The organism is Trichormus sp. NMC-1, from assembly GCF_001858025.1.
Classification (GTDB): Bacteria; Cyanobacteriota; Cyanobacteriia; order Cyanobacteriales; family Nostocaceae; genus Anabaena.
Window position 1 is genome coordinate 1,072,310 of record NZ_LZQD01000001.1, and the last position, 26,181, is coordinate 1,098,490.

A 26,181-nucleotide genomic window follows, 5' to 3' on the forward strand; every position below is an offset into this window, starting at 1 on the left:
AAGCTTCTTTATAGATACATATAAAGAAGCTAAAACTGTATTTATTAATAATTATTTCACCGGCAACAAACTAATTAAGATACAGCATACATCAGCGGAATAACCGAGGATTGAGGATAGTACGGTTCCGTGGTGGAGACTGACGACCGATAGATACTCCATTGCGGAGATTTTTGGCTGTACCACCATCTTTGGGATCTAGAAAAGGTTTCAAATTAATGCCACGTCTGGAGGAATTTACCCGGTTGTTACCACCTAGAAGGGTGCGACCTAAGTTGAATAATTCGTTTGTGCCTCCCCTACTGCGATTAGCATAAGTATTCACAGCTACGGTTTGTTGTCCGTTGTCAGCAGTAGCTAAATTATTGAAAACACTGCTGCGAATAGCGTAGGGGTCTTTATTGCGGGGGACGGTGAGCAGAATTCGACAAGCGGAGTTAGCTTCAGTGGTGACACAGATAATGTTTTCGTTATTTTCTCTGGCTATATCCAGTTCTTGTAAGCCATCGGGGCGATATAATTCTAAGCGAGATGCGATCGCTTCACAACGTTTTTGGGGAGTCCAACCACCACCGAGAGAAGCAGGTGCAGCCCAAGCAAAAAATTGCCCTGGTTGACTTTCTGGCTGATACATGACAGTATATCTACCATTGTAGGATTGGCAGCTAAATCTTGCTCCACTGTTAGATGTGGTATCAATGGGCGTACCTCCTGTAGATGTATCAACTGGTGTTGATGAGCCTGATGGTACTGTTGGCACAACAACACTGTCAGTTTGGGCAAAGGCTACAGAATTACCAAGAAGCAAGGATAAGCTCAAACTACTCAAAAATAAAACTTGGCGTGATGGCACTAACATAATACAACCTCTAAAATCTCTTCATACCTCCAGTGACGGAAAATTTTAGAATTGGTTCATTTTAAAAGTGTATTTTTTTCTTCTGGTTGAGAACTTACGCAGGAGTTACGGAATAGCTAACCGCAGATAAGGCAGAATAAAGAGAGGAATCAGAAGAAAGGAAGAGTTTTTGCATAAGTCCTATTTTAATTTTTAATTCTCCAGAAAGCGGTACTAAGTAGGTGGACGGGGAAAAACAGAAATATGTAACGAAAAGTAAAATTGGCTCAAAACCTCTTCCCTGTTCCCTTTTCCCTGTTCCCTTGTCATAACGACAATTTTTAACGCCAACCTGACTTGAAAATAAGACCCCACCCCTAACCCCTCCCCGCTGTTTCGTGGAGGGGAATAATAAGTTTTTTTTCATGTGTTCTGGTGTACACAGTTCATGATGGCTACTTAGTGCCTTAACCCTGCATGACTGCATCTAACAACATACCACCACCAAAACGCACCGGATCTGTACAAGGTAGACTGGTTTCGGCTATAGTTTGAGCGATCGCATTCTTTGCCCCAGATTCATCCAAATATCTAGTATTCAAAGCTATCCCCACTACAGGAACTTTAGCAAAAGCACCTCCCCCACTAGCCACCATTTCATACATCCGAATTACTTCTGGTAAAGGTGGAATGGGGACATGAGGATTATTGCGGTTATGAGTTTGTCCAGCTTGATGAACTAGTATTAAATGGGTTGGTTGAGAACCACGAATTAGAGGTAAAGTGGCTGTTGAACCAGGATGTAACAGAGAACCTTGTCCTTCAATTTGCAGAATATCGTAGTGTTTACCAAAACGCATTACCAACTGTTCTACAGCACCAGCTGCAAAGTCTACGCGGACAGCATCCAAAGCCACACCATCACCTTCTAACATTAACCCAGTTTGACCGGTTGCCAAAAACTTAGAACGCCAACCTCGCAATTTTGCAGCCCAATGCAATTCTAAACTAGTGGACATTTTGCCAATAGCCATATCTGTACCCACCGTCAATACCCGACGACAGGGAAGAGTCCGTGCTAACCCCGAAGCGACATCTAAATTAGCAGGTTCTTTTCGTACATCCCAAATTATTTGTCCTGGTTTTAGGAGATCATTTAAATCCGGGATATTAGCTAGAGGTGTGTGTAAACCATTCACCAAAGACATTCCTGCTTTTAGAGCATCTTTAATGTCAGGCCAGTAATGATCTGGGACTAAACCACCTTTGGGAGCGATTCCAATTACCAGCACTTCCGGCTGATACTGTAACGCTGCGGTTAATGATGCCACAATTGGCACATCACGCTTGATACCTGTTAATTCTGGTAAAAATTTACCAACAGATTCCCGATCTATGACTGCGACAACTGGGGCTTCACTGTAGCGTAAAATTGATAACCCCGTTTTACCATTAGCCCCACTCAGTCCTTCATGTAATAAAATTGCTGTTTTTTGATTAAGCGGCAAACGCACTGTATTGTACCCCCAAACCAGGTAAATCGTTCGGCAAAATTCGCCCTTCTTTAACTAATGCACCCGTAAATGGGTCATCAATTAAGTTAAGGTGACTATCTAAATCTAAATAATCAGCTAGGGGTGCAAGCTGTGATGCTGCTGTATTTGCCAGAGTACTATCAGAATAACAGCCAAACATCACTTTTAAATCATGCGCCTTTGCTGTATGTACCATTCGCATGGCTTCACTCAATCCCCCGGATTTCATCAATTTGATATTAATTCCATCTACATAATTGGCTAATTCGGGAATATCTGCGCTAGTAAAGCAACTTTCATCGACAAAGATTGGTAAAGGTGAATGCTCCTTGAGAGTGGCTAAATGTGTTTCCTGTCCGCGTGGTAATGGCTGTTCTATATATTTTATACCCAAATCAGCTAACCAAAGAGACATTGCGATCGCATCTGCTAAACTCCAACCACCGTTAGCATCTACAAATAACTCTTTTCCGGCAATTTCTTCACGCACAGCTAATAGCATTTGTCTATCGGCATTTATCCCTTCGATTGAACCTAACTTCACTTTGAACAAACTCACATCCATAAATTGTAACCAGTCTCGCGCTCTAGCCGCTGCACCTGCTGGGGAATTAATGCCAATTGTTACCGAAGTTGGGACTATAGCATCTCGATTTAACCCCCAGATTTGCCACAGAGGTAAGTTTATACTCTTACCCATCCAATCATACAGCGCCATATCCAAAGCCGCCCTCACAGCCGAAGGAACCCGCTGTTGAGTTAATAATTCTTCAATTTCCTGCCTTTGCCAAGGGTGGAATTTTTGCAATACTGGTGTTATTTGCAGCAAACTTTGTTGGATCGTATCAGTAGATTGCCGATGATTACCCACACCAAAGGGTGATGCTTCTCCCCAACCTGCAATTCCATCTTCGGAAATTTGCACCCATATATTTGTCGTTTGTACCGTTGTTCCTCGACTAATTGTTAAGGGAAACCGCTTGTTAACAGTAAATATTTTGACATTAATTTGCATAAATATACTATTTTATTCGAGTTAGGGCAAGAAAACAGTTTAGTTTCTGATTGTAGATTATTTAGGGTGTCTGTTATACTTTTTTACATTTTATTATCCAATTTTTTATACAACTATTGATAATTTTCTATTTTTGCTAGAGTGAGAAGTGTCAGCAGTGCTGATATGAATAACAGTTCTTGCTCTGTTGTCTTTAGTTAGGAAAGTTATGTTGAAGAGCGTAAAAATAGAGAATTTTCGAGGTTTCAAATCTTTTGAGCTTCAGCAGCTTGGTAGAATTAATCTGCTTGTATAGTTCAAACGGTTGGAAACTTTACTTTTAAACGCAGAGGTTCGCTGAGGTAAACGCAAAGTGACGCAGAGTTTTGATTGGAGTTTTCACTTTGAATTTTGTTATCCTCATAAAGTCGAGATATTAACCGTTTTTAGTATAGGTGAAAATAATAGCGGGATATAAATCCACATATTGATAAAGCTTTCATTGACTCTTGGTTAGCATGGCAAAATGAACCAGGAAAACAAATACATCAAGCTATCAAGTACAATATTTTAAATCCACATTTTAAATCCACAAACTCCCAAAGTACAAGGATTTATAAATTGGTTTAAGAATTTATACGACTTATAATTTTGTAATATTTTGAATAAGCAAACCCCACCATATTCATAAAAACTTAGATACAATCAATAAACTGATATAACCTCGACTTAACCAAAATGACAAGCATCTCCACCCCTATCCTCAAACTCCCCGAACTCCTAGCACCTGCGGGTAATTGGGAATGCGCGAAAGCCGCAGTAGAAAATGGTGCTGATGCAATTTACTTTGGTTTAGATAAGTTTAACGCACGGATGAGGGCTGAAAATTTCACAGAAGCAGATTTACCTGAATTAATGGAATTTCTGCACCTGCGAGGAGTCAAAGGTTATGTCACCCTGAATACCCTGATTTTCCCCCAGGAACTGACGGAAGCACAGCAATACCTCAAAACTATCATTTCTGCGGGTGTAGATGCTGTCATCGTTCAAGACGTAGGAATCTGTCGTCTTATTCGTCATCTTTCCCCCGACTTTCCCATTCACGCTTCCACTCAAATGACAATTACCAGCGCTGCGGGGGTAGAATTTGCAAAATCTCTCGGTTGTCAATTGGTAGTTTTAGCGCGGGAATGTTCGATTACAGAAATTAATAAAATTCAACAACAAATTACCCAAAAGAATACTTCTTTACCTTTAGAAGTTTTCGTCCACGGTGCTTTGTGCGTCGCATATTCTGGACAATGTTTAACCAGCGAAGCATTAGGAGGACGTTCTGCAAATAGAGGAGAATGCGCTCAAGCTTGCCGAATGCCTTATGATTTAATTGCAGATGGAGAAGTTGTCAATTTAGATAATCGCAAATATTTATTAAGTCCTCAAGATTTAGCAGGGTTGGAAGTATTACCTGAATTAGTAAAATCTGGAGTTACTTGTTTAAAAATAGAAGGACGTTTGAAAGCACCAGAATATGTTGCTAACGTTACCCAAGTTTATCGAAAAGCGTTAGATAAAATAATGAAAACGAATGTAGAGATGTTTCATGAAACGTCTCTACAACATAAATCATCAGGGTTGGGTAAAGACCAATATAATTTAGAAATGGCATTTTCTCGCGGACTATATACAGGTTGGTTTGAGGGAATTAATAATCAAGAACTCGTTCACGCAAGATTTGGAAAAAAACGCGGTGTTTATTTAGGAGAAGTTACCCGCATTTACAATGAACAAATTACCGTGAAACTGGAAGCACCAGTTAAACCAGGTGACGGGATTGTTTTTGATTGTGGACATCCAGAAACGAAGGAAGAAGGAGGAAGAATATACGCAGTTATCCAAAAAGGTAAAGACGCAATATTAAGTTTTGGCAAAAATAATTTGAATTTTCGACAGATAAATATAGGTGATAAAGTTTGGAAGACAAATGATCCAGAACTGGATAAACAAATCCGTCAAAGTTATGCTGGAGAAAATCCCCAATTTCCCAAACCTATTAATATAGCTGTATATGGGGAAATTGGCGAGAAATTAATAGCGATCGCTCGTGATGAATTTGGTAATATAGTTCAAGTAGAATCAGAAATATTGGTGGTAGAAGCACACACCAAACCCCTGACAACAGAAAGGATAAAAGAACAATTTGGACGTTTAGGGAATACTCCTTTCTATTTAGACACTTTCATCAATCATCTCAACGGTAATATCATGTTACCCGTGAGTGAATTAAACCGAATGCGTCGGGAAATAGTCTCCCAATTAGAAGAATTAAGAAAGAAACCCAAATTTTGGCAATTAAATCATCATGGGAAATGGCAAGATTTAATTAGTTCTAAATCTACAACTATTCCAGCTTCTCCTTCCCTGATTATTTTAGTTAGAAATATCAAACAACTAAAAGCAGCATTAACAGCAGATATCAAAACAGTTTATTGTGAATTTGAAAATCCTCGCAATTATCAAGAAGCAGTAAAAATAGTGCGGGAATATGAAGAAGATGTCAGCATCTTTGTAGCACCACCTCGGATAACTAAATCTGGAGAAACCTGGATTTTAAAACAAGTTCGTGCTGCTAATGCTGATGGTTATTTAATCAGAAATTATGATCAATTAGAATATTTTGCCAATGAAAGATGTGTGGCTGACTTTTCCTTAAATATTGCTAATCCCTTAACAGCAGATTACTTTAAACAACGCTTTAATTTAGAACGATTAACAGCATCTTACGACTTAAATATTAACCAACTAGAAGCTTTAATTACAAATTACCCAGGACAAAATTTTGAAGTCACAATACATCAACATATACCTATGTTTCATATGGAACATTGCGTATTTTGTGCTTTCCTCTCTACAGGAACAGATTACACCAACTGTGGTAGACCTTGTGAAAAACAAGAAGTCAAAATTAAAGACAGAGTAGGTAGTGAACACATCCTCAAAGCCGATTCAGGATGTCGAAATACAGTATATAACGGCACTGCACAAACTGGTGCAGAATATGTACAAAGATTAATAAGTTTGGGTTTACAACATTTGAGAATTGAATTTCTTAATGAAACCCCAGAACAAGTGATAAAAACAATAGATTATTATCAACAACTTTTGCAAGGAGAAATCACAGGTTCTCAAATTTGGAGAGAGTTGAAATTGCAAAATCAATTGGGTGTAACTCGTGGTTCTATGAGGGTGATGTAGCTAAATTAATTGGTGAAGAAGAGGTATAATATTTTGGGTGAATTCAGGGTTTTTCTGTGTTCACCTATGATGTGATTTTCTCACGCAAAGGCGCAAAGACGCAAAGGAAGAAGAAATGGAAGATAAGTTTCAAATTTTAAATTCTGAACAAGGTGATATTATTATTGCTTTTGAAAATAGAAGTTTCAAATTAAGTCAATTAGTCTCCTTGATGACTGAAGTAGTTTTAACTAATCAACTAAAAGAGTTGAATGATAAACTAAGTTATCACGGTAGTGGGAAATTTCCATCTTATAAAGATTCATATTGGATGGATAAAGGTGTTTCTTGTGAAATTTTAAAACCTGGTAAAAATTGGCGGAAAGGAAAAGCAAGAATCAAAGTTACTCTTGAATTTTCTCCTGATGAATTGGAAGTTGAAGAAACAACAGAAATTGAAGAAACAACAGAAATCCAAGAACCAGAATCACCTCTTGATGATTTACGTCGTATGATAAATGATGCTACATCATAAATTAATTAGTCCACGTAGGTGGACTTTGTTTGTGTAGACGCGATTTATAATCGCCGGGTTCAAGATAAGAATTTTCTCACGCAAAGAAAGAAAGAAAGAAATGGAAGATAACTTTAAGTTGATAGAGTTTAATGAAGATGATGTGATTGAATGCAATGATTTAATATATAAAGTTAGTAAATTGCAAAAAGCATTAGAAATACTTGCTGATAATGAAGAATTTTTACAACAATTCTGGAATTTATTAAGGGAGGAAAATATTGATTATTTAGAAGAAGGAGATTATAATACCGAATGTTTTACAGAAGGGATGGATGTCAAAATACTAAACTTAGGTTCTAAATCTTGGAAGAAAGGTAAATTAAAATTTAAACTCAGCGTTGAATTTTATGCTGAAGAAGAGATAGAAGAATCAGGCGAGAAAGACGTAATCACAGAACCAGAATCACCCCTTGATGATTTACGTCGTATGATAAATGAAACTACATCATAACTCTTACCTTTGCGTCTTTGCGCCTTTGCGTGAGATAAAAACATGACCAAAACCCCACGTATCAACATACCCCCAGAAGTCAGAACATACGTTTTCCAAAGGGATAAATATCAGTGTCAAAGCTGCGGTAAAATCTCTGGAGAAACTCATCTCAGCATTGATCATATTATCCCTTTGTCTCGTGGTGGTAAAAACGATATTAGTAATTTACAAACTCTCTGCTTAACTTGTAATCAGCAAAAAACAAATAATATCGACAATCGCTTTCACCGACATTTCGATATTTAACCCAAAATGCAACCAGTACGCGGGGGAATGGTTAAACCCACAAATTTACCATTCCATTCTACCTCTCCATTACCAAATAAAACTTGATGCGGTTGAGTTTGTAAACTGCTACAATCTACGTTACCCTTTGCAGTTTCTGTACCCACATTAACCGCAATAATTAATTCCTCAGTTCCCAAAGTTCTGGCAAAGATATATAATTCTCCTAGTGCATAAAGAACTTGATATTCACCAATTCGCAAAGCTTCGTATTTGTGACGTAGAGAAATTAATTGTTTGTGAAGATTGAGAATTTCTAAATTCCAATTTTCTGCTGACGGAAAACCACGACGACAATCTGGATCTAATCCACCAGGTAAACCAACTTCATCACCATAATACACACTTGGCGCACCAGGAAAGGTTAATAAAAGCAAAGTTGCTAATTCCACACTTGCAATATCACCACCCGCAATGGTAATCAATCTGGCTGTATCATGACTTGCTAATAAATTAAGTTGTGTTAGCTGAATTTCCCACGGATAAAGTTTTAATAAATCTTCTATTTTTTCGGCGTAGTCAGCAGCAAATAACGGTGGATGAGTTTTATAATCACGTCCTTTTACTTGTTCTAAGTTTACACGATCACCTGCGGTAAAGGCAATAGTTGGCCCAGTAAATAAATAATTCATTACCCCATCAAATTGGTTTCCATCTAACCACTCACGGGAATCTTTCCATACTTCTCCGACAATATAAGCATCTGGATTTATGGCTTTTACTCTTTGCCGAAATTTTTGCCAAAATCCAGGAGTTTTGATTTCAAAAGGTACATCCAAACGCCAACCATCAATACCGAATTTAATCCAATATTCGGCAATTTCCATAATGTATTCGCGCACATCTGGGTTATCATGGTTGAATACTGGTAAAGAACGAATTCCTGCCCAAGCTTCGTAGTTAGCAGGTGCATCACCTGTGTAAGGTGCAAGTGGCCAACCTTCGATTTTAAACCAATCTACCCAAGGTGAATGTGGTCCATTTTCTAATATGTCGTGAAAAAAGAATATACCCCGACTCGCATGATTAAAAACGCCATCAAGAACTACTTTAATATTACGTTGGTGGGCTGCATCTAGCAATTCTTTAAATGCTTCATTTCCTCCCAATATCGGATCAACTTGATAGTAATCATGGGTGTGATAGCGGTGATTACAAGCTGATTGAAAGATGGGAGTAAAGTAAATGGCATTAATTCCTAAACTTTGAATATAGTCTAATTGTTCTAAAATTCCCCATAAATCTCCACCTTTATAACCTTGGAGTGTGGGTTCTGCATCCCAATCTTCCCATTTTGCATTATTTAATAATCGTTTGTGTGGTTGTTGGCTTTTAGCGAATCTATCGGGGAAGATTTGGTAGAAAACTGCGTGTTTAACCCAGTCTGGTGTTTGAATTTGCATAATTACTAAGAAATCATGAACCTATCAATATATCCAATAAATTCTCCAAGACTAGGAACACTATTAGCAAGTTTTATATATATAAATTCATAATCTAAATTAGCTGCTAGTCTATTAAGTTGTTTTTCACTTTTATCGTAACCTTTTCCTACGTAATTATAAATGTTTTTGATATCATCTGAAGGCTTAAGTCTCGCTTCCATATCATCTGTTTGAGGATTAAAATGAAAAAGTTCCTGAATTTTATCTGGTGTTAAAATGGTATCTATTTTAAGAAAATGATTATATTCTGCTAAAAACCACGCTTCGATTTCCATAACAGCAAGAACTATATTTATAGGGATTGATCCTTTTGGTAAAGAATAATTCAAACCTCTTTGCAGTTTGGATTTTTCAGCTATAGGTATGGGATAAACATCTCTTAATCCTATAATTCTTTCATATCCTTCTATAGATAAAGAATTATGTAGTTCTCTAATGTCTGAAACAACAGTTTCATCATTACATGAATTATAAAGTAAAACATAAAATTTTGTTACTGAAGTAACAGAATCTTTCATGATTACTTTCGCTGAGTTACTGTTTTTTCTGGATTTAATCTCTATAAAAATATGTAATTTACCAGCAATTTCTGTTAATAATTTTTTGACAAAAATCTGTTCTGTTTTCCCCTCTACAAAAATAGCTAATTTTTTCACTGTTCTATATTATCCTCATTACCAAATCCTTCAATGTAGAATTGAGTTGCAAAAAAATCGAAATTATTTAGTCCAGTGAATTTAAAATCATCAAATATTTCTTTTGAATTATGTATATTATGAAGTTTGGCTAATCCTGGTTTTCTCTCAATCACTGACCAATATTCCAAAGGAATACCATTCATGATAAATCGGTCATTTGTTGTCATGATTAACTGAACTAATCCATTTTCGGCTTCAGCTTTATTAATAAGTAACTTAATCATTGCTGATGATCTTTCAAAGTCCAGTCCTTCTCCAATATCATCTATTAAAATACAACTAGGTTTTTTAGCTAAAAGTGCGTAGTTTAATTGAATAATCAGGGATAATACTCTAAACATCCCTTGGGAAATTAATCCTTGTTCAGTTTTTGCTTTTAAACCGCTTTCCTGAACATAAAGACATTGTAATTTCATGGGTATTTCATTATCTTCTGCAAATAGAAATGCGCCTGGTGCTTTAGTTTCTATTTCAGATATATTGTAACCTATAGATAACATATCTGATTTTATAGCTGTAATGAAATCCACTCCAAATTCATTTTGTCCTGAAATGAATATATCAACTACTCTATCTGTATCTTTTAAATCTATATTTTTTGCCTTAGCGTTAGCTGAACCAAGATATCTTTTTCCTAATTCTGTCCCAAATTCATAATATCTCAATAGGGTCGCCCAATTGTAAATTTCTTCAAATTGAGGATGCTGGATAGAATCTCTACGTTTGAAAATAGCTACTCCATCAAGGGGAGTTTGAAAATCCATATCTTGTCCTAATTTTTCAGCCCAAACTTTACCCTCTCCCGATTCTTTTCTATCCAGGTAAGTTTTAGAACCAATGGTAAAAATTTCTTTGACTACCTGACCATTTTCAATTGTCAAAATGTAGATTTTTTTCTGTTCTTCCTGATCAGAATCAAAAATTAATTTCCACTCTCTTAACTTACCGTCAGGTTGAAGAACTTCATCACCTGAGAGTAAATTAGATATTAGGTTAATAGCTTTGAGGGTTCTCGATTTCCCAGAGGCATTTTTACCAACTATTAAGTTGACATTACCTAATTGAAAACCATCTAAACGCCACTCACTTGGTAAATCTTTATCTTGACAATATTCTACTAAGTCTAATCTCATACAGTTACACTTTTTACGCTGAATTAAAGGAGATAAGAGCCTATTATAGTTCTTTCGCAATTATGCTGATTTTATTTAATGCTATAGGAAAACATTAGTTCGTCGTTTAGGTTTCCCTATTGCTTAAGCTAACATAATCAGCTTGGTTGTTTGTAATGCGATCGCATTCCATTCCCCCCATCCTTCCCCACCATTAATACATCAGTTCTACTTTCCGTACCTAAGCCCCATCTCAAAAATTCCTTCTCAAGATTCTTTGATCCCCCCTTATCAGCTGCCACATACAGTCCTAAACTGTAGGTGAGAGTTGAAAGGCAGTTCGGAGAAATTTTGTGAAAAAAGTCTTAGCAATCATTCTTGGTGGGGGTGCGGGTACTCGACTTTATCCGCTAACCAAACTCCGCGCTAAACCAGCAGTACCAGTTGCTGGGAAGTACCGCTTAATAGATATCCCTGTTAGCAACTGTATCAATTCAGAAATCTTTAAAATCTACGTTCTCACTCAGTTTAACTCAGCTTCTCTGAATCGGCATATTGCCCGTGCTTACAACTTTAGCGGGTTTAGCGATGGTTTTGTGGAAGTGTTAGCAGCACAACAAACCCCTGAAAATCCTAACTGGTTCCAAGGTACGGCTGATGCTGTGCGTCAGTACATCTGGATGTTACAGGATTGGGATGTAGATGAATTTCTGATTCTTTCTGGTGATCACTTGTATCGGATGGATTACCGCCAGTTTATCCAGCGCCACAGAGATACAAATGCTGATATTACCCTTTCTGTCATCCCCATAGACGATCGCCGGGCTTCAGATTTTGGCTTGATGAAAATCAACGATTCTGGTAGGGTGATTGACTTTAGCGAAAAACCCAAAGGTGAGGCTTTAGCCCAAATGCGTGTAGATACTACCGTACTGGGGTTGACAAAAGAACAAGCCGAATTACAGCCATATATCGCCTCGATGGGGATTTATGTCTTTAAAAAAGATGTTTTGATCAAGTTATTGAAAGAATCTTTAGAACGGACTGATTTTGGCAAAGAAATCATCCCTGATGCGGCAAAAGATCACAACGTTCAAGCGTTCTTGTTTGATGATTACTGGGAAGACATTGGAACCATAGAAGCTTTTTATGAAGCGAATTTAGCTCTAACCCAGCAACCAATGCCGCCCTTTAGCTTTTACGATGAAAAAGCACCAATTTATACTCGCGCTCGGTACTTACCCCCATCGAAACTGCTAAATTGCCAAATCACAGAATCGATGATTGGCGAAGGTTGCATTTTGAAAAATTGCCGGATTCAGCATTCAGTGTTGGGAGTGCGATCGCGTATTGAGTCAGGCTGTGTGATTGAAGAATCCCTACTCATGGGTGCAGATTATTACCAACCCTCTGTAGAACGCCAATGTAGCCTAGAAGTAGGTGATATACCTGTAGGCATTGGTACAGACACGATCATTCGTCGTGCCATTATTGATAAAAATGCCCGCATCGGTCACGATGTGAAAATTATCAATAAAGACAACGTGCAAGAAGCCGAACGAGAAAGTCAAGGTTTCTACATTCGCAGTGGGATTGTCGTTGTACTGAAAAATGCTGTAATTCAAGACGGTACAATCATTTAGTTAGTTGTCATTAGTCATTAGTCATTGGTCATTAGTTAAGGACGAAGGACAAAGGACAAATGACAAAACTGATCTTACTGATTGGTCTTCCTGGTAGCGGTAAGTCAACGTTAGCAAAACAATTACTGACAGAAAGCCCCCAGATGCAGCTAATTTCTACAGATGCTATCAGGGGGCAACTCTTTGGCTCAGAAGCGACTCAAGGGGCGTGGCTGTTGATTTGGGGAGAAATACAGCGGCAATTTCAACAAGCTATAGAGGCAGATAGAGGAGTAATTTTTGATGCCACTAATGCCAAAAGATGCGATCGCCGTAAACTCATTATCCAAGCCCGTAATTTGGGTTTTACTCACATTACAGGGATTTGGGTGAAAACCCCAGTTTGGCTATGTTTAGCACGCAATAAAAGGCGGATTCGCCAGGTTCCAGAGGAAATTATTTTGCGAATGCATCGCCAACTCCGGGATGCACCCCCCAGCTTAGAAGAAGGATTAGACAGGCTGATTTACTTTCCTGAAAGCGAAGTAGTACGGGAATTGCCCTGGCAGTGAGAGCGAGAACCCCACTTGAGTTTTGAGATTGTTTGTTAATTTATTATCAGAATCTTTTGCCCAGAATTATAGTAGCTGGCAAAGAGTAAATCTCATATCTTAGAAAAAAACATAACGGAAATTTGTATAGGAGGCTGGTAGATGGCTGCAACCGACTTTAAAGACTATTACGCAATTTTAGGAATCAGTAAGACTGCCACGCCAGAAGACATTAAACAAGCTTTTCGTAAACTCGCCCGCAAGTTTCACCCTGATGTCAACCCCGGTAACAAACAGGCAGAGGCAAGCTTCAAAGAAGTAAACGAAGCTTACGAAGTTTTATCAGACCCAGAGAAGCGCAAAAAGTACGACCAATTTGGTCAATACTGGAAACAAGCTGGGGAAGGCTTCCCCGGAGGCGGTGCTGGTGTTGATATGAACGGTTTTGACTTCAGTCAATACGGCAGTTTTAATGACTTTTTAAATGAATTATTTGGTGCTGCTGGCCCTCGCAGTGGGCGACAAAGTTCTTCTTATCGCACTTCCGGCAGACCTGGTGGTGTCGGCGGTTTTAATGATTTTGGGTTTCCAGATGCTGGTGTAGGTGCTGCCCAAGATACGGAAGCTGTAATCAAGTTAACTTTTGCAGAAGCATTTGCTGGAGTTCAAAAGCGGTTTAGCTTGGGTAATGAAACAATTGATGTCCGCATCCCCGCTGGTGCTAAATCTGGTACTCGTCTCCGGGTGCGAGGTAAAGGTCAAATCAACCCCATGACTCAACAACGGGGAGATTTATATTTAAAGGTGGAACTCCAACCCCATTCTTTTTTCCAAATTGAGGGTGATAATCTAGTTTGTGAAGTGCTAATTACACCAGATGAAGCTACATTAGGCGCTACCATTGATGTACCTACACCCGATGGCAATGTCAATGTTAAGCTGCCGGCAGGTGTGCGTTCTGGTCAATCCCTGCGCTTACGTGGTAAGGGTTGGCCTCTAGCTAAAGGTGGACGTGGTGATCAGCTTGTAAAAGTAGCGATCGCACCTCCAAAAGACCTCAGCGCCCAAGAGCGGGAATATTATGAGAAAATCCGGGCTATCCGTACATATAACCCCCGTAGTCATTTGGAGCAAGTTAAATTATAACCACCATCAAACTAAACCATTTTCGCTAGTTCATCTTGGAGACGGGAAATTTCCCGTCTTTATATTTTTTTATATTTGTAAAGTTTTGTAAAGATATAGATAACATAACTCTGCATTCACAGAAGAACTCATAGAACCAAAAATTAATTCCCAAAATCTATGAATCTTCAACCAGCAGAATTATATCAACGTCTCCAAGAATTTTCTTTAGATGAACAAAACGTTTCCTTCTCTTTTAGTCAGAGATTAGCAAGGGAAAATAACTGGACAATTGAATATACTCGACGTGTAATTGATGAATATAAAAAGTTTGCAGTTATTGCAGTTTTCGCAGGACATCCAGTTACACCATCTGATCAAGTAGATCAAGTTTGGCATTTACATTTAACCTATACTCAATCTTATTGGGATGATTTTTGCGAAATATTGGGTACACAACTAGATCATGGTCCTACTCGTGGTGGTGACAAGGAATATAATAAATTTAATAATTGGTATCTAAATACTGTAGCCAGTTACGAACAGTTTTTTGGAGAAACTCCACCCATAGATATTTGGCCAGCTTCTCATATTCGTTTTGATAAAGAAGCTAATTTTCAGCGTGTAGATACTCACAAAAATTGGGTTTTACCCAAACCTGTATTTAAGTTACCAAACATAAATATTTCTCGTTTTCTTCCCCAAAGATTGTATCTGGCATTTTTGTTTACCTTGACATTAATTCTCATCAATTCTCGGATTTTATTAGCATCAAATAATAGTAATTCCCAAAGTTTTCAAAGTTCTCAAAATTCCATAGGATTCTGGTTTTTCTTGATAGTAGTTGGTTCTGTGATCTTTGTGATATTTACATCTGCTAGAAGTGGTGGTGGTGGTAGCGGAGGAGATGGTGGCTGCGGTGGTGGCGGTTGCGGTAGTAGTGGTTGCGGTGGTGGAGGTTGTGGTGGTGGCGGAGGTTGTGGTGGTGGTGGCGGTTGCGGTGGTGGTGGTTAATCGTTTTCTAGGCTATTGATTTTTGTCTCACGCAGAGAAAAGGAAAATATGAATAAATTTTTGATGAGAAAAATTGGGTTTTCTTTAATAGCTGTATTAATGACAGTTCTGATTACATTTACTCATGCTGTTGCTCAGGAATTGCCATTTTATTGGGACTATATCAATGTTAACATCGACGTGCAAACAAACGGAGATATGTTAATCACAGAAACACAAAAATATGTATTCAAATCTGATCACTCAAATCAACGATATCGCTATATTCGTTTAGATAAAGTTGATGAAATTAAAGATGTAACAGTTGAAGAAAATAATCAAATTATTCCTAGTGAAACCGGAATTGAAAATCATCAATTTTGGATTCGTTGGCAACATCCATTAAAAGCACCAGAAACACATATATTTGTTTTGAAATATCGTTTAATTGGTGGATTACAAATTAATAATGATAATACTCAGGTTTCCTGGAAAGCGATTTTTGCAGATCGCCAAGCCCCAGTTCAAGCAGCAAAAGTTCAGGTACAATTACCGGAAGCTGTATCTGGTAAAGTCTTAGAATTTAAGAATTTTGGTACTGCGGCTACAGCCCGTCAAGTAAATCAGAAAACATTCGAGTTTGTTGCTAATCAGCCTATTCAACCACAAGAAAACTTAGAAGTTCAGATTACATTTCCTAGCAACATTCTCAATATCACTAAACCTAATTGGCAACAAGGTAACTTCTGGGACATTATAAGCTTTTTGTTTCGGATAATTATGATGATTTTGCTTGCGCCCTTAGCCATTGTTATAGGTTTATTTATACTGATGGTTGTTGTACAGATTGTTTTTTTCATAATACAATATATTGCTATGATGATTGTTATGGCAATCATGATAATAAGCAGCATTACCGGTAAATGAGGTACAGATGTTTATGATTCCTAGATTTATAGCAATCTCAAAAAAAATGGTATTATGTATCACGATTAAATTAACCTAATCAAATGGATGAATTAGAAGCAAAAATCCTGCAATTTATTCAAGAAACCTGTCAACATCCTAGCGGTAGTCTTGCCCGTCAAAAAGGACTCAATCAAATTATTTTACTGATTCAAAAAACAGGTAAATTATTGCGCGGAGTTGGTATACCTGATGCAGAAGAAGCTTTACAGGAAACTTGGTGGTTTTTTTGCCGAAATCTTTGTGAAGCGACTACTGCAAAAGAATCTTATAATCCTGAGAAAAGTAGCGTTATCACTTGGATTAATAATTACTTAAGTTATCGTTTACAAGATAAAAGAATCAATTATTATGAACAAAAAAATAAATTTGATTTATTCCTAGAAGACAATGAACAACAAATAGATCCTGCAAATTTAATTCCTGCACCACCAGAACCAAGACCAATATTAAATGAAATTCAAGAATGGTTAAAAACAAATTCTCTAGAACTACAACGTATTCATATAAGAGATCGTCCAGATGTTAATTGTTACGTTTTAATTGCCCGTCGTTTACCACCGGAAACATCTTGGATAGATTTATCTGTAGAGTTTGATATACCTGTAGCAACTCTGAGTAATTTCTATCAACGTCAATGCTTTCCCCGTCTCCTCAACTTTGGTAAATCCCAAGCTTATTTTGATAGCGAAGGTTACTTTGATATATAACAAGTCATGAATTATCCTACTGAACAACAAAGCATTTCTATTCCTATTTCCGCAAAGTTCCGAGATACAGCCTTACAATTTGCCCAAGAACAACCAAATCAACAAAAAGCTAAACTCGTATATCTGAATACTTTAGCTGTGCAAGTTGTAAATAATTATTTGCAAATGTTAGATATTTCTACAGCATTAGAAGCCAGCTATAGTTGGGATTGTTGGGGAAGAATGGGTGCAGATGTGGCAGATTTAGTATTAACTGGAATCGGACATTTAGAATGTAGATATATCAGAACAGGAGAAGAAGTTTGTTATATTCCTCCTGAAGTTTTGAATCATCGTTTTGGTTATGTGGTAGTTGAAATTAATCAAACTTGCCAAGAAGGTAAAATTAGAGGATTTTTACCCGAAGTTACCACAACGGAAATTAACCTAGAACAGTTACAAACATTAGAATTTTTCATAGAACATTACCATCAATTTTCGGGTGTTCAATTAAGACAATGGTTAGAGGGAATATATACATCTCAATGGCAAGGTATTGAGGAATTAGCTTTACAAAAAATCCCACAATTAGCCTTTCGTTCTTTAAAAGTGCGGGGATTTGAAATAGATACACCTAAAAAAGTTTGGCAAGTTATTGAACAATTATATCCTCAGCGCAGTTGGGAAAAAATCTTGCCATCAACATTATTACCTAATTCAGATGTAGAAGTAACGGATATTCTTGTTCATCTTTTACAAACTACCAACGATGAAGAAATTCGTTGGACTCTAGCAGAAGTGTTATGGACAATAGCACCAAATCATCCTGTAATTACTGCTAGACGAATTATGGATTTAGGAATGCAGTTAGCGGGAAATCCTGTAGCTTTAATGGTGGCTATTTTACCCAAACAAGATAAAAGTTTGGCTGTGCTTTTGCGGGTATATCCAATGGGAAATCAATCTTACTTACCAACAGGTTTAAAATTAGCAGGATTATATGAAAATGGAGAGCCATTTTTAGAAGTTCAAGCTAGACAACAAAGAGATAATTACATCCAATTAAAATTTTGTGCTGAATTAGGTGAAAAATTCCAAATTCGGGTTACTCTAAATAATGCAACTATTACAGAAAAGTTTGTCATTTGAACCAATACAGTTTAGTTAAGAAAATTGTAGGTTGGGTTGAACAACGTGAAACCCAACATTAGCGGTAGGAGAGTAAGAGTTGTTGGGTTTCGTTCCTTAACCCAACCTACATGGACTATTATAAAAAGTTTGTCATTTAACCAGACGAATCAATAAGGTAACAACAGTGGGTAAGCTGGTAATATTTGAAATTGGGGAAGGTAGTTTTGAAAAAGGGTTTCCTGTTAAAATCAGAATTGGGGAAGACGGTAAACCCCATTTCGCAGAAATTTCTGGTAGGTTTCCAGCAGATTTGGAAATTCCTCAAACTTATTATGAATGGCAATCAGCTTATTATAACTTACCTGGTAATTGGTTAATTACTGTTCCCGAAACGCAAATAACTAATGTATCTACTACTGAAGTTTGTGATACTGCTGCTCAAAAATTCCAATCTAGTTTTCATGATTGGTTAAATCAACCATCTGTAAGAAAGTTAGAAAGGCAATTTTTACAAAAAATTGGTGACTGGGATAATGTCCGTTTTATTTTAGAAACACAAGATTCACTGTTAAGAAGACTTCCTTGGCATTTATGGGAAATATTTCATACCAGTCATATTCAACCAGAGGTTGTGATTAGTTCAGAGTATAAACCATCAAAAATCCAATTAAAAAGTCCGGTGAAAATTCTGGCTATTTTAGGTAATAGTCAAGGAATTGATATTCAACCAGATTTACAAGCGTTGACAGCAAAATTACCAGGTGCAATTATTGAACCTTTGTTGCAACCTTCACGTCAAGAAATAGTAAATAAATTATGGCATCAATCTTGGGATATTTTATTTTTTGCTGGACATAGTTCTAGTAAAAAGGATGATGCTTGGGGAGAAATTCAAATTAATGAAAATGAAAGTTTATCACTTTTAGATTTACGTCATTCTCTGGGATATGCTCTTAAAAAAGGATTGAAATTAGCAATTTTTAATTCTTGTGATGGTTTAGGATTAGCACGCAATTTAGCTGATTTGCGAATTCCTTATATAATTGTGATGCGAGAACCTGTTCCTGATATTGTCGCTCAACATTTTCTAGAATATTTTCTCACAGTTTTTGCATCTGGTGAATCTTTATATACTTCTGTTCAACAAGCGCGTGTGCGTTTACAGGAAGAGTTAGAAAATCAATATCCTTGTGCTTCTTGGATACCTGTAATTTTTCAAAATCCAGCCGCAGCATTACTTAAATATCCCCAACCTCGTAATTTACAAAAGATAGCTTTACAGTCAATCATAGCTACGATGTTATTCGCAATCATTGGTGTTGTTTTTTGGCTGAGTTTAAAGGAAATCAAATTGCAAAATCGGTTTAGTTATGGGGAGAAAATATTATTTAGTTCGGTGACTAATTTAGATAAAGAAGAAGCTATAAAAGCATTTTGGTGGAAGAATTACAATCAAGCAATTAGAAGATTTACTACTTATTTACAGGAATATCCCCATGATCCAGAAGCGAAAATATATTTAGAAAATGCGAAGATAGGTAATAAAGAAGTAATCAAAATTGGTGTAGCTGTACCTATAGGTAATAATCCTCTTGTAGCGCAAGAAATTCTGCGAGGAGTTGCACAAGCGCAACAAGAGATAAATAATAATGGTGGGGTGAATAGTAAGTTTTTACAAATCCAAATTGCTAATGATGATAATAATCCAGAAATAGCAAAACAAATTGCTCAAAGATTTGTAAAAAATGCGGATATTTTAGCGGTAGTTGGTCATAATAGTAGTGATGCAAGTGTACCTGCTGCTGATATATATCAAGCTGGAAAGTTGGTGATGATTTCCCCAACTAGTAGCTCTACAAAATTAACAGATCGTCAAGATCGAACTCACGGTAATTATATTTTTAGGACTGTAATTAGTTTTAATGCTACTGCGGAAGCTCTGGCTGAATATGCCAAAAACACTAAAAACAGTAAGATTGTTATTTGTAGTGATTCTAAAGCCACAGATCAGTCTTTTGATCAAGCTTTTGTTAATGCTATGAATAGCAGAAACTTGGAATTAGTGAGTGAGATTAATTGTGATTTTGCCTCTGAAAATTTCCAAAGTGAGCAGATTATTCAAAAAGCAATTGAGCAAAATGTAAATACTATTCTGCTGAATCCTCAAGTTGACAGAATTAATCAAGCTCTTGAACTTGCTAAAAGTAATCAAGGCAAATTATTATTATTAGGAAATCCCAGTTTACAAACTCAAAAAACTATTGCGGCTGGTAATGCAGTTAATGGTATGATATTGGCAGTTCCTTGGCAAATTACTGTTGCCCAAAATCAACAATTTGTGCAGAATGCCAAACATCTTTGGGGTGAACAAAGTTTAATTACTTGGCGTACAGCTACGGCTTTTGATGCTACTAAAACAGTGGCTATTGCTATCCAAAAAAAAGGTAGTACGAGATTAGATATTGAAAAGGCTTTGATTAATAATTTTTCCTTTCCAGGTGCTACAGGTACAATCAAGTTTTTATCATGGGGCGATCGCACTGGTGATAGAATCGGTAAAGCTGTTTTAGTCCAAATACAACCAGATTCTAGTACAGGCACTGGCTACAACTTCGTAGCAAAATAGGTGATTTCTGATGTGTAGAGACGTTATAGCAGGTGCCAAGTGACAGAGTTGAAAGTCGGTTTGTGTGTAAGTTTTATCCTCTGTTGATGTCCTAACCACCTTGGCGGTTGCTATATATACATCACACATCTGGTGATAAATAATGTAGAGACGTTCCATGGAACGTCTCTACAAAGATTCTAGAAAATGCACATTTAATTCTTGAAGATGTTTAACATCGTCTACAGAGGTTGAAGGTAGCTGAATTATCTCAAATGATTACGCTGTAACCTTTTCACTTTCCAGACGAGCCAATCTTTCTGCTAGTAGTTGTTCTAAAGCAACTAGTGCTTTGGTGAAACCATCAATACCTTCTGAAAGTTTATCAGATGCCATGCGGTCAGCAGTGTGCATCTTATCAAAGGTGGCTTTATCAACGGAGATTTTTTCAAGAGACAAACCTGATACCTTAGCGGGGTCAAGTTTGCGGGGTAATTCGGCAACAGTATTTTGCAATTCTGTCAACAAACCTGGAGAAATAGTCAACAAATCACAACCAGCAAGTTCAGTAATTTCGCCGATGTTACGGAAGCTTGCGCCCATAACTTCAGTTTTGTAACCGAACTTTTTGTAGTAGTTATAGATTTTAGTGACTGATAATACACCTGGGTCTTCCGCTGCGGGGTAGTTGTCCCGTCCGGTATCTTTCTTGTACCAGTCAAGAATGCGACCAACGAAAGGAGAAATGAGAGTGATACCAGCTTCCGCGCAAGCGATCGCTTGATGCACACCAAATAGTAAAGTCAGATTACAGTGAATACCTTCTTTTTCCAGAATTTCCGCAGCCTTGATACCTTCCCAAGTAGCCGCAATTTTAATCAAAACGCGCTCTTTAGAAATACCAGCCGCTTTATATTGAGCAATCAAATCCCGTGCTTTAGCCAGAGTAGCTTCTGTATCGTAGGATAAACGAGCATCTACTTCAGTAGACACCCGACCGGGGATAATTTGCAAAATCTTCAAGCCAAAGGATACCGCCAAACTATCAAAAGCTAAAGAAACTACCTGTGATTGGGTAGCACCTGCACCCGCATCTTTCTTAGCTTTGAGTAAAGTTTGATCAACAATTTCCTGATATTCTGGCATTTGTGCCGCAGCGGTAATCAATGAGGGATTGGTGGTAGCATCTTGGGGCTTAAACTTGCCAATAGATTGGATATCACCTGTATCCGCTACTACTACGGTTACTGCCCGCAATTGTTCTAGTAAATTCTTAGGCATAACATACTCCATGATTTTTTTTGGTTTAGGATTTACCCAATCCCCAGTTATAAGGAAAATGCTGAAAACCCCTGAGAAACAGCAACACAGTTGCATATTTCGTGCTTTAGACAGGGGATGAAAGCTAGTGGCAGGATAAATCCTGCTTCGATGGTAGAATAGTATCAACAGGAACGGTAATCAACCTGTATAAAAACCCAACTGCTTAACAGCAATCTGTACCTTGACAATTGAAAATATAGGGTTCTATTCCATAGTTTTAGTTCCTTCCCAGGAATAGGTAAAATTTTCATGGGGACTAAACGACACAGAATTCAAACAAAACAAATTTTGGAGCAATCCAACTACCAAGGGGCATTTGGAAAGTTAACGCTTGAGGAGAGAACCACCTCTGTGTTAGATACCGCAAGGGGTCTAATGTAAGTGGACTCGTTGAACCAAGAATCTCCGTGTCTTTAGACCTGAGAGTGTCAATTAAACTCTTTCATCTTCCACACAATTCCGATTCTGGCAATTTTTCTTAACGATTGCCTAATTTTCCTGACTTGGCTTAGGCCTCAGCCCTATTTTAGATGCGTCATGCTGTAATTGGCTGTCCAATAGAATGCACTTTAATTAAACTAGTTGTTCCTGATTGACCAACTGGGATACCAGAGGTAATGACCACTTTATCACCGTCCTTGGCAAAACCCCCTTCCACAACGCTGTTGACGACTTTCATAAACATCTCTTCAGCACTATGTACAGGTGGAATCAGTAAAGGTTCCACACCCCAAGATAGTGCTAACTGACGGTAAGCAATAGCCTCTGAGGTAAGGGTAATAATCGGAGTCAGAGGACGATATTTAGAAATCAGTCTAGCTGTATTCCCAGAAGTGGTGTTACAGAGAATTGCTTTAGAACCGGTTTCATAAGCAATCCGACAAACTGCTTGGGCTACAGATTCGGTAACACTCAGACAACCGGCTTCATGATTCCAGGAATGTCTACTACCCGGTTTGAGCGCCGTTTCTGTTTGTACAGCGATATTGTGCATCATCTGCACAGCAGCAATAGGATATTCTCCCACAGCAGTTTCTCCAGACAGCATCACAGCATCCGTACCATCTAAGATAGAGTTAGCAACGTCGGTAGCCTCTGCGCGGGTGGGGTCCGGGGCGCTAATCATCGACTCTAACATTTGGGTAGCAGTAATTACCGGCTTACCAGCATGATTACAGCGACGAGTGATGTCTTTTTGAATTAAGGGGACTTCGTGAATTGGTACTTCCACTCCCAAATCGCCACGAGCGATCATAATTGCGTCAGCAGCATTGAGGATAGAATCTAGCTGTTCTACGGCTTCTGCGCGTTCGATTTTGGCAATGAGGCGGATTTTTGCACCAGCAGCTTCAATCATTCTTTTGGCAGGTTCGAGGTCTTGAGGCGATCGCACAAAAGAAACTGCCACCCAGTCTACACCCAACTGAATCCCAAACCGCAAATCCATTAAATCCTTTTCTGTAATCGAACTTACAGGTAAAGGAGTTGCGGGTAAATTCACACCTTTATGAGTCGAAACCAAACCCCCAGTATTGACATGAGCGCGAATTTTATCAGCATCACGACTCGTCACAGTCAACTTCACCCGACCATCATTAATTAAAATTGGTTCACCAGGACGCACCATAGCGAACAACGTTGGTAGCGGTAGAGGTAATTCATCAATAGTTTCACCCTTATCTTGCAACAGAAAAGTCACTTCGCTACCAGCTTCTAACATTAATCCTTCTGGTGGTAACTTCCCCAGACGGATTTTCGGACCACACAAATCTTGCATAATAGCGATCGGTCTTTGTAAGTCGCTACTAATGCGCCGCAAATGGTGAAAAGTTTGGGCGTGAGCCTCATAAGCCCCATGAGAAAAATTCAGCCGCGCCACATTCATTCCCGCCCTCACCAAAGCTTCTAGCTTTTCAGGTGTACAAGTAGCAGGACCAACAGTACAGATAATTTTAGTTCGACGCATAACAAAAGTAGGGAGTAACGGTAAAGTAGCGCACCCCGTTAAGCCCGTTTCACTTTAAGATTGATACAAATGGACAGACGCGGGGACGCGGGGATGGGGAGACGCGGGGACGTGGGGACGTGGGGACGTGGGGATGGGAAGAATAACCTTCTAACTCTTGCCTACTCCCAGTTCCCCATTCCTTATTCCCTTCTTAACTGTCACCTGTCACCTGTCCCCTGTCACCTAAATCAATCCTTCTTTCTGTGCCATTGACAACATCAAATCAACAACACGGTTGGAATAACCCCACTCGTTGTCATACCAGGAAACAACCTTAAAGAAATTGGAATTCAGTTCAATTCCTGCACCTGCATCGAAAATGCTAGAGTGGGCATCACCTTGAAAATCAGTAGATACTACCTCTTCATCTGTATATCCCAAAACACCTGCTAACTCACCAGCAGATGCTTTTTTCATCGCCGCACAGATTTCTTTGTAAGTAGTAGCTTTGGTAGTTTTGAAAGTTAAGTCAACCACCGAGACATCGGGTGTAGGAACTCGGAAAGCCATACCAGTTAACTTACCTTTCAACTCTGGTAACACCAAAGCCACCGCTTTCGCAGCACCTGTAGCTGAGGGAATAATATTTTGAGCCGCACCCCGTCCACCGCGCCAGTCTTTTTTGCTGGGGCCATCTACCGTGGGTTGGGTGGCTGTTGTCGCGTGAACTGTAGTCATTAACCCTTCAGCTAAACCGAAGTTATCATTAATAACTTTAGCAATAGGCGCTAAACAATTTGTAGTACAACTAGCATTGGAAACAATTAAATCCTTTGCTGGATCAAACAAATGATGATTTACACCCATCACCATTGTTTTTACTCGATCTGGTTCTTTGGTAGGTGCAGAAAGTATAACCCGCTTTGCACCCGCTTTGAGATGGTTTTCTGCACCAGCGTAATCTGTGAAAAGTCCTGTAGATTCCACAACATAATCTACACCCAATTTAGCCCAAGGCAATTCCGCCGGATTTCGCACCGACACACAAGGGATAAAATGACCATCAATGACCATTCCATCTTCTCTAGCTTCCACCTTACTTTTTAATCTACCGTGTGTAGAGTCGTACTTTAAAAGGTAAGCGAGATTATCAGGTGGAACTAAATCATTAATTCCTACAAACTCAATATTGGGGTTAGTAATACCAGCACGAAGTACCAACCGTCCAATACGACCAAATCCATTGATACCAACTTTCAACTTCGTCAAAATTAAACCTCCTGTTTTTGGAACTGCAACCAAGGATGATTGGCCGGGTTAATTCTAATCTGACTTAGCTGATCGTTACAGTCACAAAAGGCATAAAGCCGATTTAGCTGGCATATTTTAAGGTTTAGTTATTGGTCATTGATCATTAATCATTGGTCATTAGTGATTATTGGATACATCATTTAAATAACGGTGTATCTGTGTTAAAAATAAATCTGTTTATAATTTTACCTTTTACCTAACTTCCAATCTTCACCACCAGGTAATTGAATTAAAAGTTGAGCAATAGCGGCTGGTAACTCCTTAATAGAATGTGCATAAGTCAATTCTATAAATTTCAAAGCAGTAGAAATTACCTGATTTTTATCTACCATTTCTGCTAGTTGAAATTCATTATAAACTCCATTTAATACTTCTAAACTTGCATCAGCTATTGCTAGTTCAATTTCATCTTCTAACCAACTATCCCATTCATCTTGATTGATATAATAGGATTTTTTATTTTCTTTGAGATTTACTTTTTTAATTTCTATGAGCGAATTACGAATAGATGCAACCCAAGAATTAGTTAAGCGTTGTTCCACTTGATTCTTAATCAAATGAATTAACAGAATCCTTAAAAAGGCTTGGATATTCCGTAAAATAGCTTGTTTACTCATCCCCTCCAACTCATCCACAATAGCCAAAGCATCAGCATAACGTCCTGTTAAAATACTGTTTCTGAGGTCTATTAATTCCTGAGTCATATTTT

General features: G+C 38.1%; 24 protein-coding genes. 13 read left to right on the plus strand and 11 right to left on the minus strand.

The window, feature by feature from the left end:
* Positions 1–91: 91 nt before the first annotated feature.
* The 4 genes from A9Y75_RS04780 to A9Y75_RS04795 all read right to left on the minus strand — a co-directional run bounded on the left by A9Y75_RS04780 (position 92) and on the right by A9Y75_RS04795 (position 3,388).
* The gene (locus A9Y75_RS04780) at positions 92–859 is read right to left on the minus strand and encodes a COP23 domain-containing protein (RefSeq protein WP_071188394.1); all 768 of its coding nucleotides are present in this window, start codon (positions 857–859) and stop codon (positions 92–94) included.
* A 94-nt stretch (positions 860–953) separates the two neighbouring features.
* Positions 954–1,265, minus strand: coding sequence for a hypothetical protein (locus A9Y75_RS04785; protein ID WP_071188395.1), 312 nt, complete (start codon positions 1,263–1,265; stop codon positions 954–956).
* A 40-nt stretch (positions 1,266–1,305) separates the two neighbouring features.
* A complete protein-coding gene (locus A9Y75_RS04790) occupies positions 1,306–2,352 on the minus strand; it encodes a DUF1611 domain-containing protein (RefSeq protein WP_071188396.1) in 1,047 nt (348 codons plus the stop codon).
* Positions 2,336–3,388 (minus strand): dipeptide epimerase, encoded by a 1,053-nt coding sequence (locus tag A9Y75_RS04795; RefSeq protein ID WP_071188397.1) that lies wholly within the window; start codon positions 3,386–3,388, stop codon positions 2,336–2,338. Before A9Y75_RS04795 ends, A9Y75_RS04790 begins: the two co-directional genes overlap by 17 nt.
* Positions 3,389–3,868: 480 nt before the next feature.
* Here A9Y75_RS04795 and A9Y75_RS30360 point away from each other — a divergent pair, with 480 nt between their 5' ends.
* The 5 genes from A9Y75_RS30360 (at position 3,869) to A9Y75_RS04815 (ending at position 7,914) form a co-directional block, all read left to right on the plus strand.
* Positions 3,869–3,997 (plus strand): DUF3226 domain-containing protein, encoded by a 129-nt coding sequence (locus A9Y75_RS30360; RefSeq protein ID WP_343232369.1) that lies wholly within the window; start codon positions 3,869–3,871, stop codon positions 3,995–3,997.
* 108 nt (positions 3,998–4,105) lie between these two features.
* Entirely contained in the window at positions 4,106–6,619 is a 2,514-nt protein-coding gene (locus A9Y75_RS04800) for a U32 family peptidase (RefSeq protein ID WP_071188398.1), read from the plus strand.
* 115 nt (positions 6,620–6,734) lie between these two features.
* On the plus strand, positions 6,735–7,133 hold the full coding sequence (locus A9Y75_RS04805) for a KGK domain-containing protein (RefSeq protein WP_071188399.1): 399 nt from the start codon (positions 6,735–6,737) through the stop codon (positions 7,131–7,133).
* Positions 7,134–7,233: 100 nt separating this feature from the next.
* Entirely contained in the window at positions 7,234–7,626 is a 393-nt protein-coding gene (locus A9Y75_RS04810) for a KGK domain-containing protein (protein ID WP_071188400.1), read from the plus strand.
* Between the two features lie 42 nt (positions 7,627–7,668).
* A complete protein-coding gene (locus tag A9Y75_RS04815) occupies positions 7,669–7,914 on the plus strand; it encodes an HNH endonuclease (RefSeq protein WP_071188401.1) in 246 nt (81 codons plus the stop codon).
* Here A9Y75_RS04815 and A9Y75_RS04820 read toward each other — a convergent pair.
* The 3 genes from A9Y75_RS04820 to A9Y75_RS04830 are packed head-to-tail and all read right to left on the minus strand — an operon-like array spanning position 7,911 to position 11,229.
* On the minus strand, positions 7,911–9,356 hold the full coding sequence (locus tag A9Y75_RS04820) for a glycoside hydrolase family 13 protein (protein WP_071188402.1): 1,446 nt from the start codon (positions 9,354–9,356) through the stop codon (positions 7,911–7,913). The two genes, A9Y75_RS04815 and A9Y75_RS04820, sit on opposite strands and share 4 nt — an antisense overlap.
* Positions 9,357–9,361: 5 nt before the next feature.
* Entirely contained in the window at positions 9,362–10,054 is a 693-nt protein-coding gene (locus A9Y75_RS04825; RefSeq protein ID WP_071188403.1) for a DUF4276 family protein, read from the minus strand.
* Complete coding sequence (locus A9Y75_RS04830) at positions 10,051–11,229, minus strand: ATP-binding protein (protein ID WP_071188404.1); 1,179 nt, start codon at positions 11,227–11,229, stop codon at positions 10,051–10,053. Before A9Y75_RS04830 ends, A9Y75_RS04825 begins: the two co-directional genes overlap by 4 nt.
* A 332-nt stretch (positions 11,230–11,561) precedes the next feature.
* On the opposite strand from A9Y75_RS04830, the gene A9Y75_RS04835 reads away from it, so the two are divergent.
* The 8 genes from A9Y75_RS04835 (at position 11,562) to A9Y75_RS04870 (ending at position 20,911) form a co-directional block, all read left to right on the plus strand.
* Positions 11,562–12,851 carry a glucose-1-phosphate adenylyltransferase gene (locus A9Y75_RS04835; protein WP_071188405.1) on the plus strand — a complete coding sequence of 430 codons (1,290 nt, stop codon included), beginning with the start codon at positions 11,562–11,564 and terminating at the stop codon, positions 12,849–12,851.
* 59 nt (positions 12,852–12,910) lie between these two features.
* Positions 12,911–13,402 carry an AAA family ATPase gene (locus tag A9Y75_RS04840; protein ID WP_071188406.1) on the plus strand — a complete coding sequence of 164 codons (492 nt, stop codon included), beginning with the start codon at positions 12,911–12,913 and terminating at the stop codon, positions 13,400–13,402.
* A 141-nt stretch (positions 13,403–13,543) separates the two neighbouring features.
* Positions 13,544–14,527 carry a J domain-containing protein gene (locus A9Y75_RS04845; protein ID WP_071188407.1) on the plus strand — a complete coding sequence of 328 codons (984 nt, stop codon included), beginning with the start codon at positions 13,544–13,546 and terminating at the stop codon, positions 14,525–14,527.
* A gap of 159 nt (positions 14,528–14,686) precedes the next feature.
* Positions 14,687–15,520, plus strand: coding sequence for a hypothetical protein (locus A9Y75_RS28250; RefSeq protein ID WP_071188408.1), 834 nt, complete (start codon positions 14,687–14,689; stop codon positions 15,518–15,520).
* A gap of 48 nt (positions 15,521–15,568) precedes the next feature.
* The gene (locus A9Y75_RS04855) at positions 15,569–16,426 is read left to right on the plus strand and encodes a DUF2207 domain-containing protein (RefSeq protein WP_083389489.1); all 858 of its coding nucleotides are present in this window, start codon (positions 15,569–15,571) and stop codon (positions 16,424–16,426) included.
* 83 nt (positions 16,427–16,509) lie between these two features.
* Positions 16,510–17,175, plus strand: a complete 666-nt coding sequence (locus A9Y75_RS04860) for a hypothetical protein (RefSeq protein ID WP_071188409.1) — start codon at positions 16,510–16,512, stop codon at positions 17,173–17,175.
* 6 nt (positions 17,176–17,181) lie between these two features.
* Complete coding sequence (locus tag A9Y75_RS04865) at positions 17,182–18,303, plus strand: DUF1822 family protein (RefSeq protein ID WP_071188410.1); 1,122 nt, start codon at positions 17,182–17,184, stop codon at positions 18,301–18,303.
* A 166-nt stretch (positions 18,304–18,469) separates the two neighbouring features.
* Positions 18,470–20,911, plus strand: coding sequence for an ABC transporter substrate-binding protein (locus A9Y75_RS04870; protein WP_071188411.1), 2,442 nt, complete (start codon positions 18,470–18,472; stop codon positions 20,909–20,911).
* Between the two features lie 258 nt (positions 20,912–21,169).
* Here the strand turns inward: A9Y75_RS04870 and A9Y75_RS04875 are convergent, their stop codons facing one another.
* From A9Y75_RS04875 to A9Y75_RS04890, 4 genes are all read right to left on the minus strand, one after another.
* Entirely contained in the window at positions 21,170–22,171 is a 1,002-nt protein-coding gene (locus tag A9Y75_RS04875; protein WP_071188412.1) for a transaldolase, read from the minus strand.
* Between the two features lie 577 nt (positions 22,172–22,748).
* Complete coding sequence (gene pyk / locus A9Y75_RS04880) at positions 22,749–24,179, minus strand: pyruvate kinase (protein WP_071188413.1); 1,431 nt, start codon at positions 24,177–24,179, stop codon at positions 22,749–22,751.
* 225 nt (positions 24,180–24,404) lie between these two features.
* Complete coding sequence (gap, locus tag A9Y75_RS04885; protein ID WP_071188824.1) at positions 24,405–25,430, minus strand: type I glyceraldehyde-3-phosphate dehydrogenase; 1,026 nt, start codon at positions 25,428–25,430, stop codon at positions 24,405–24,407.
* 227 nt (positions 25,431–25,657) lie between these two features.
* Entirely contained in the window at positions 25,658–26,176 is a 519-nt protein-coding gene (locus A9Y75_RS04890) for a DUF29 family protein (RefSeq protein WP_071188414.1), read from the minus strand.
* Positions 26,177–26,181 lie beyond the last annotated feature (5 nt).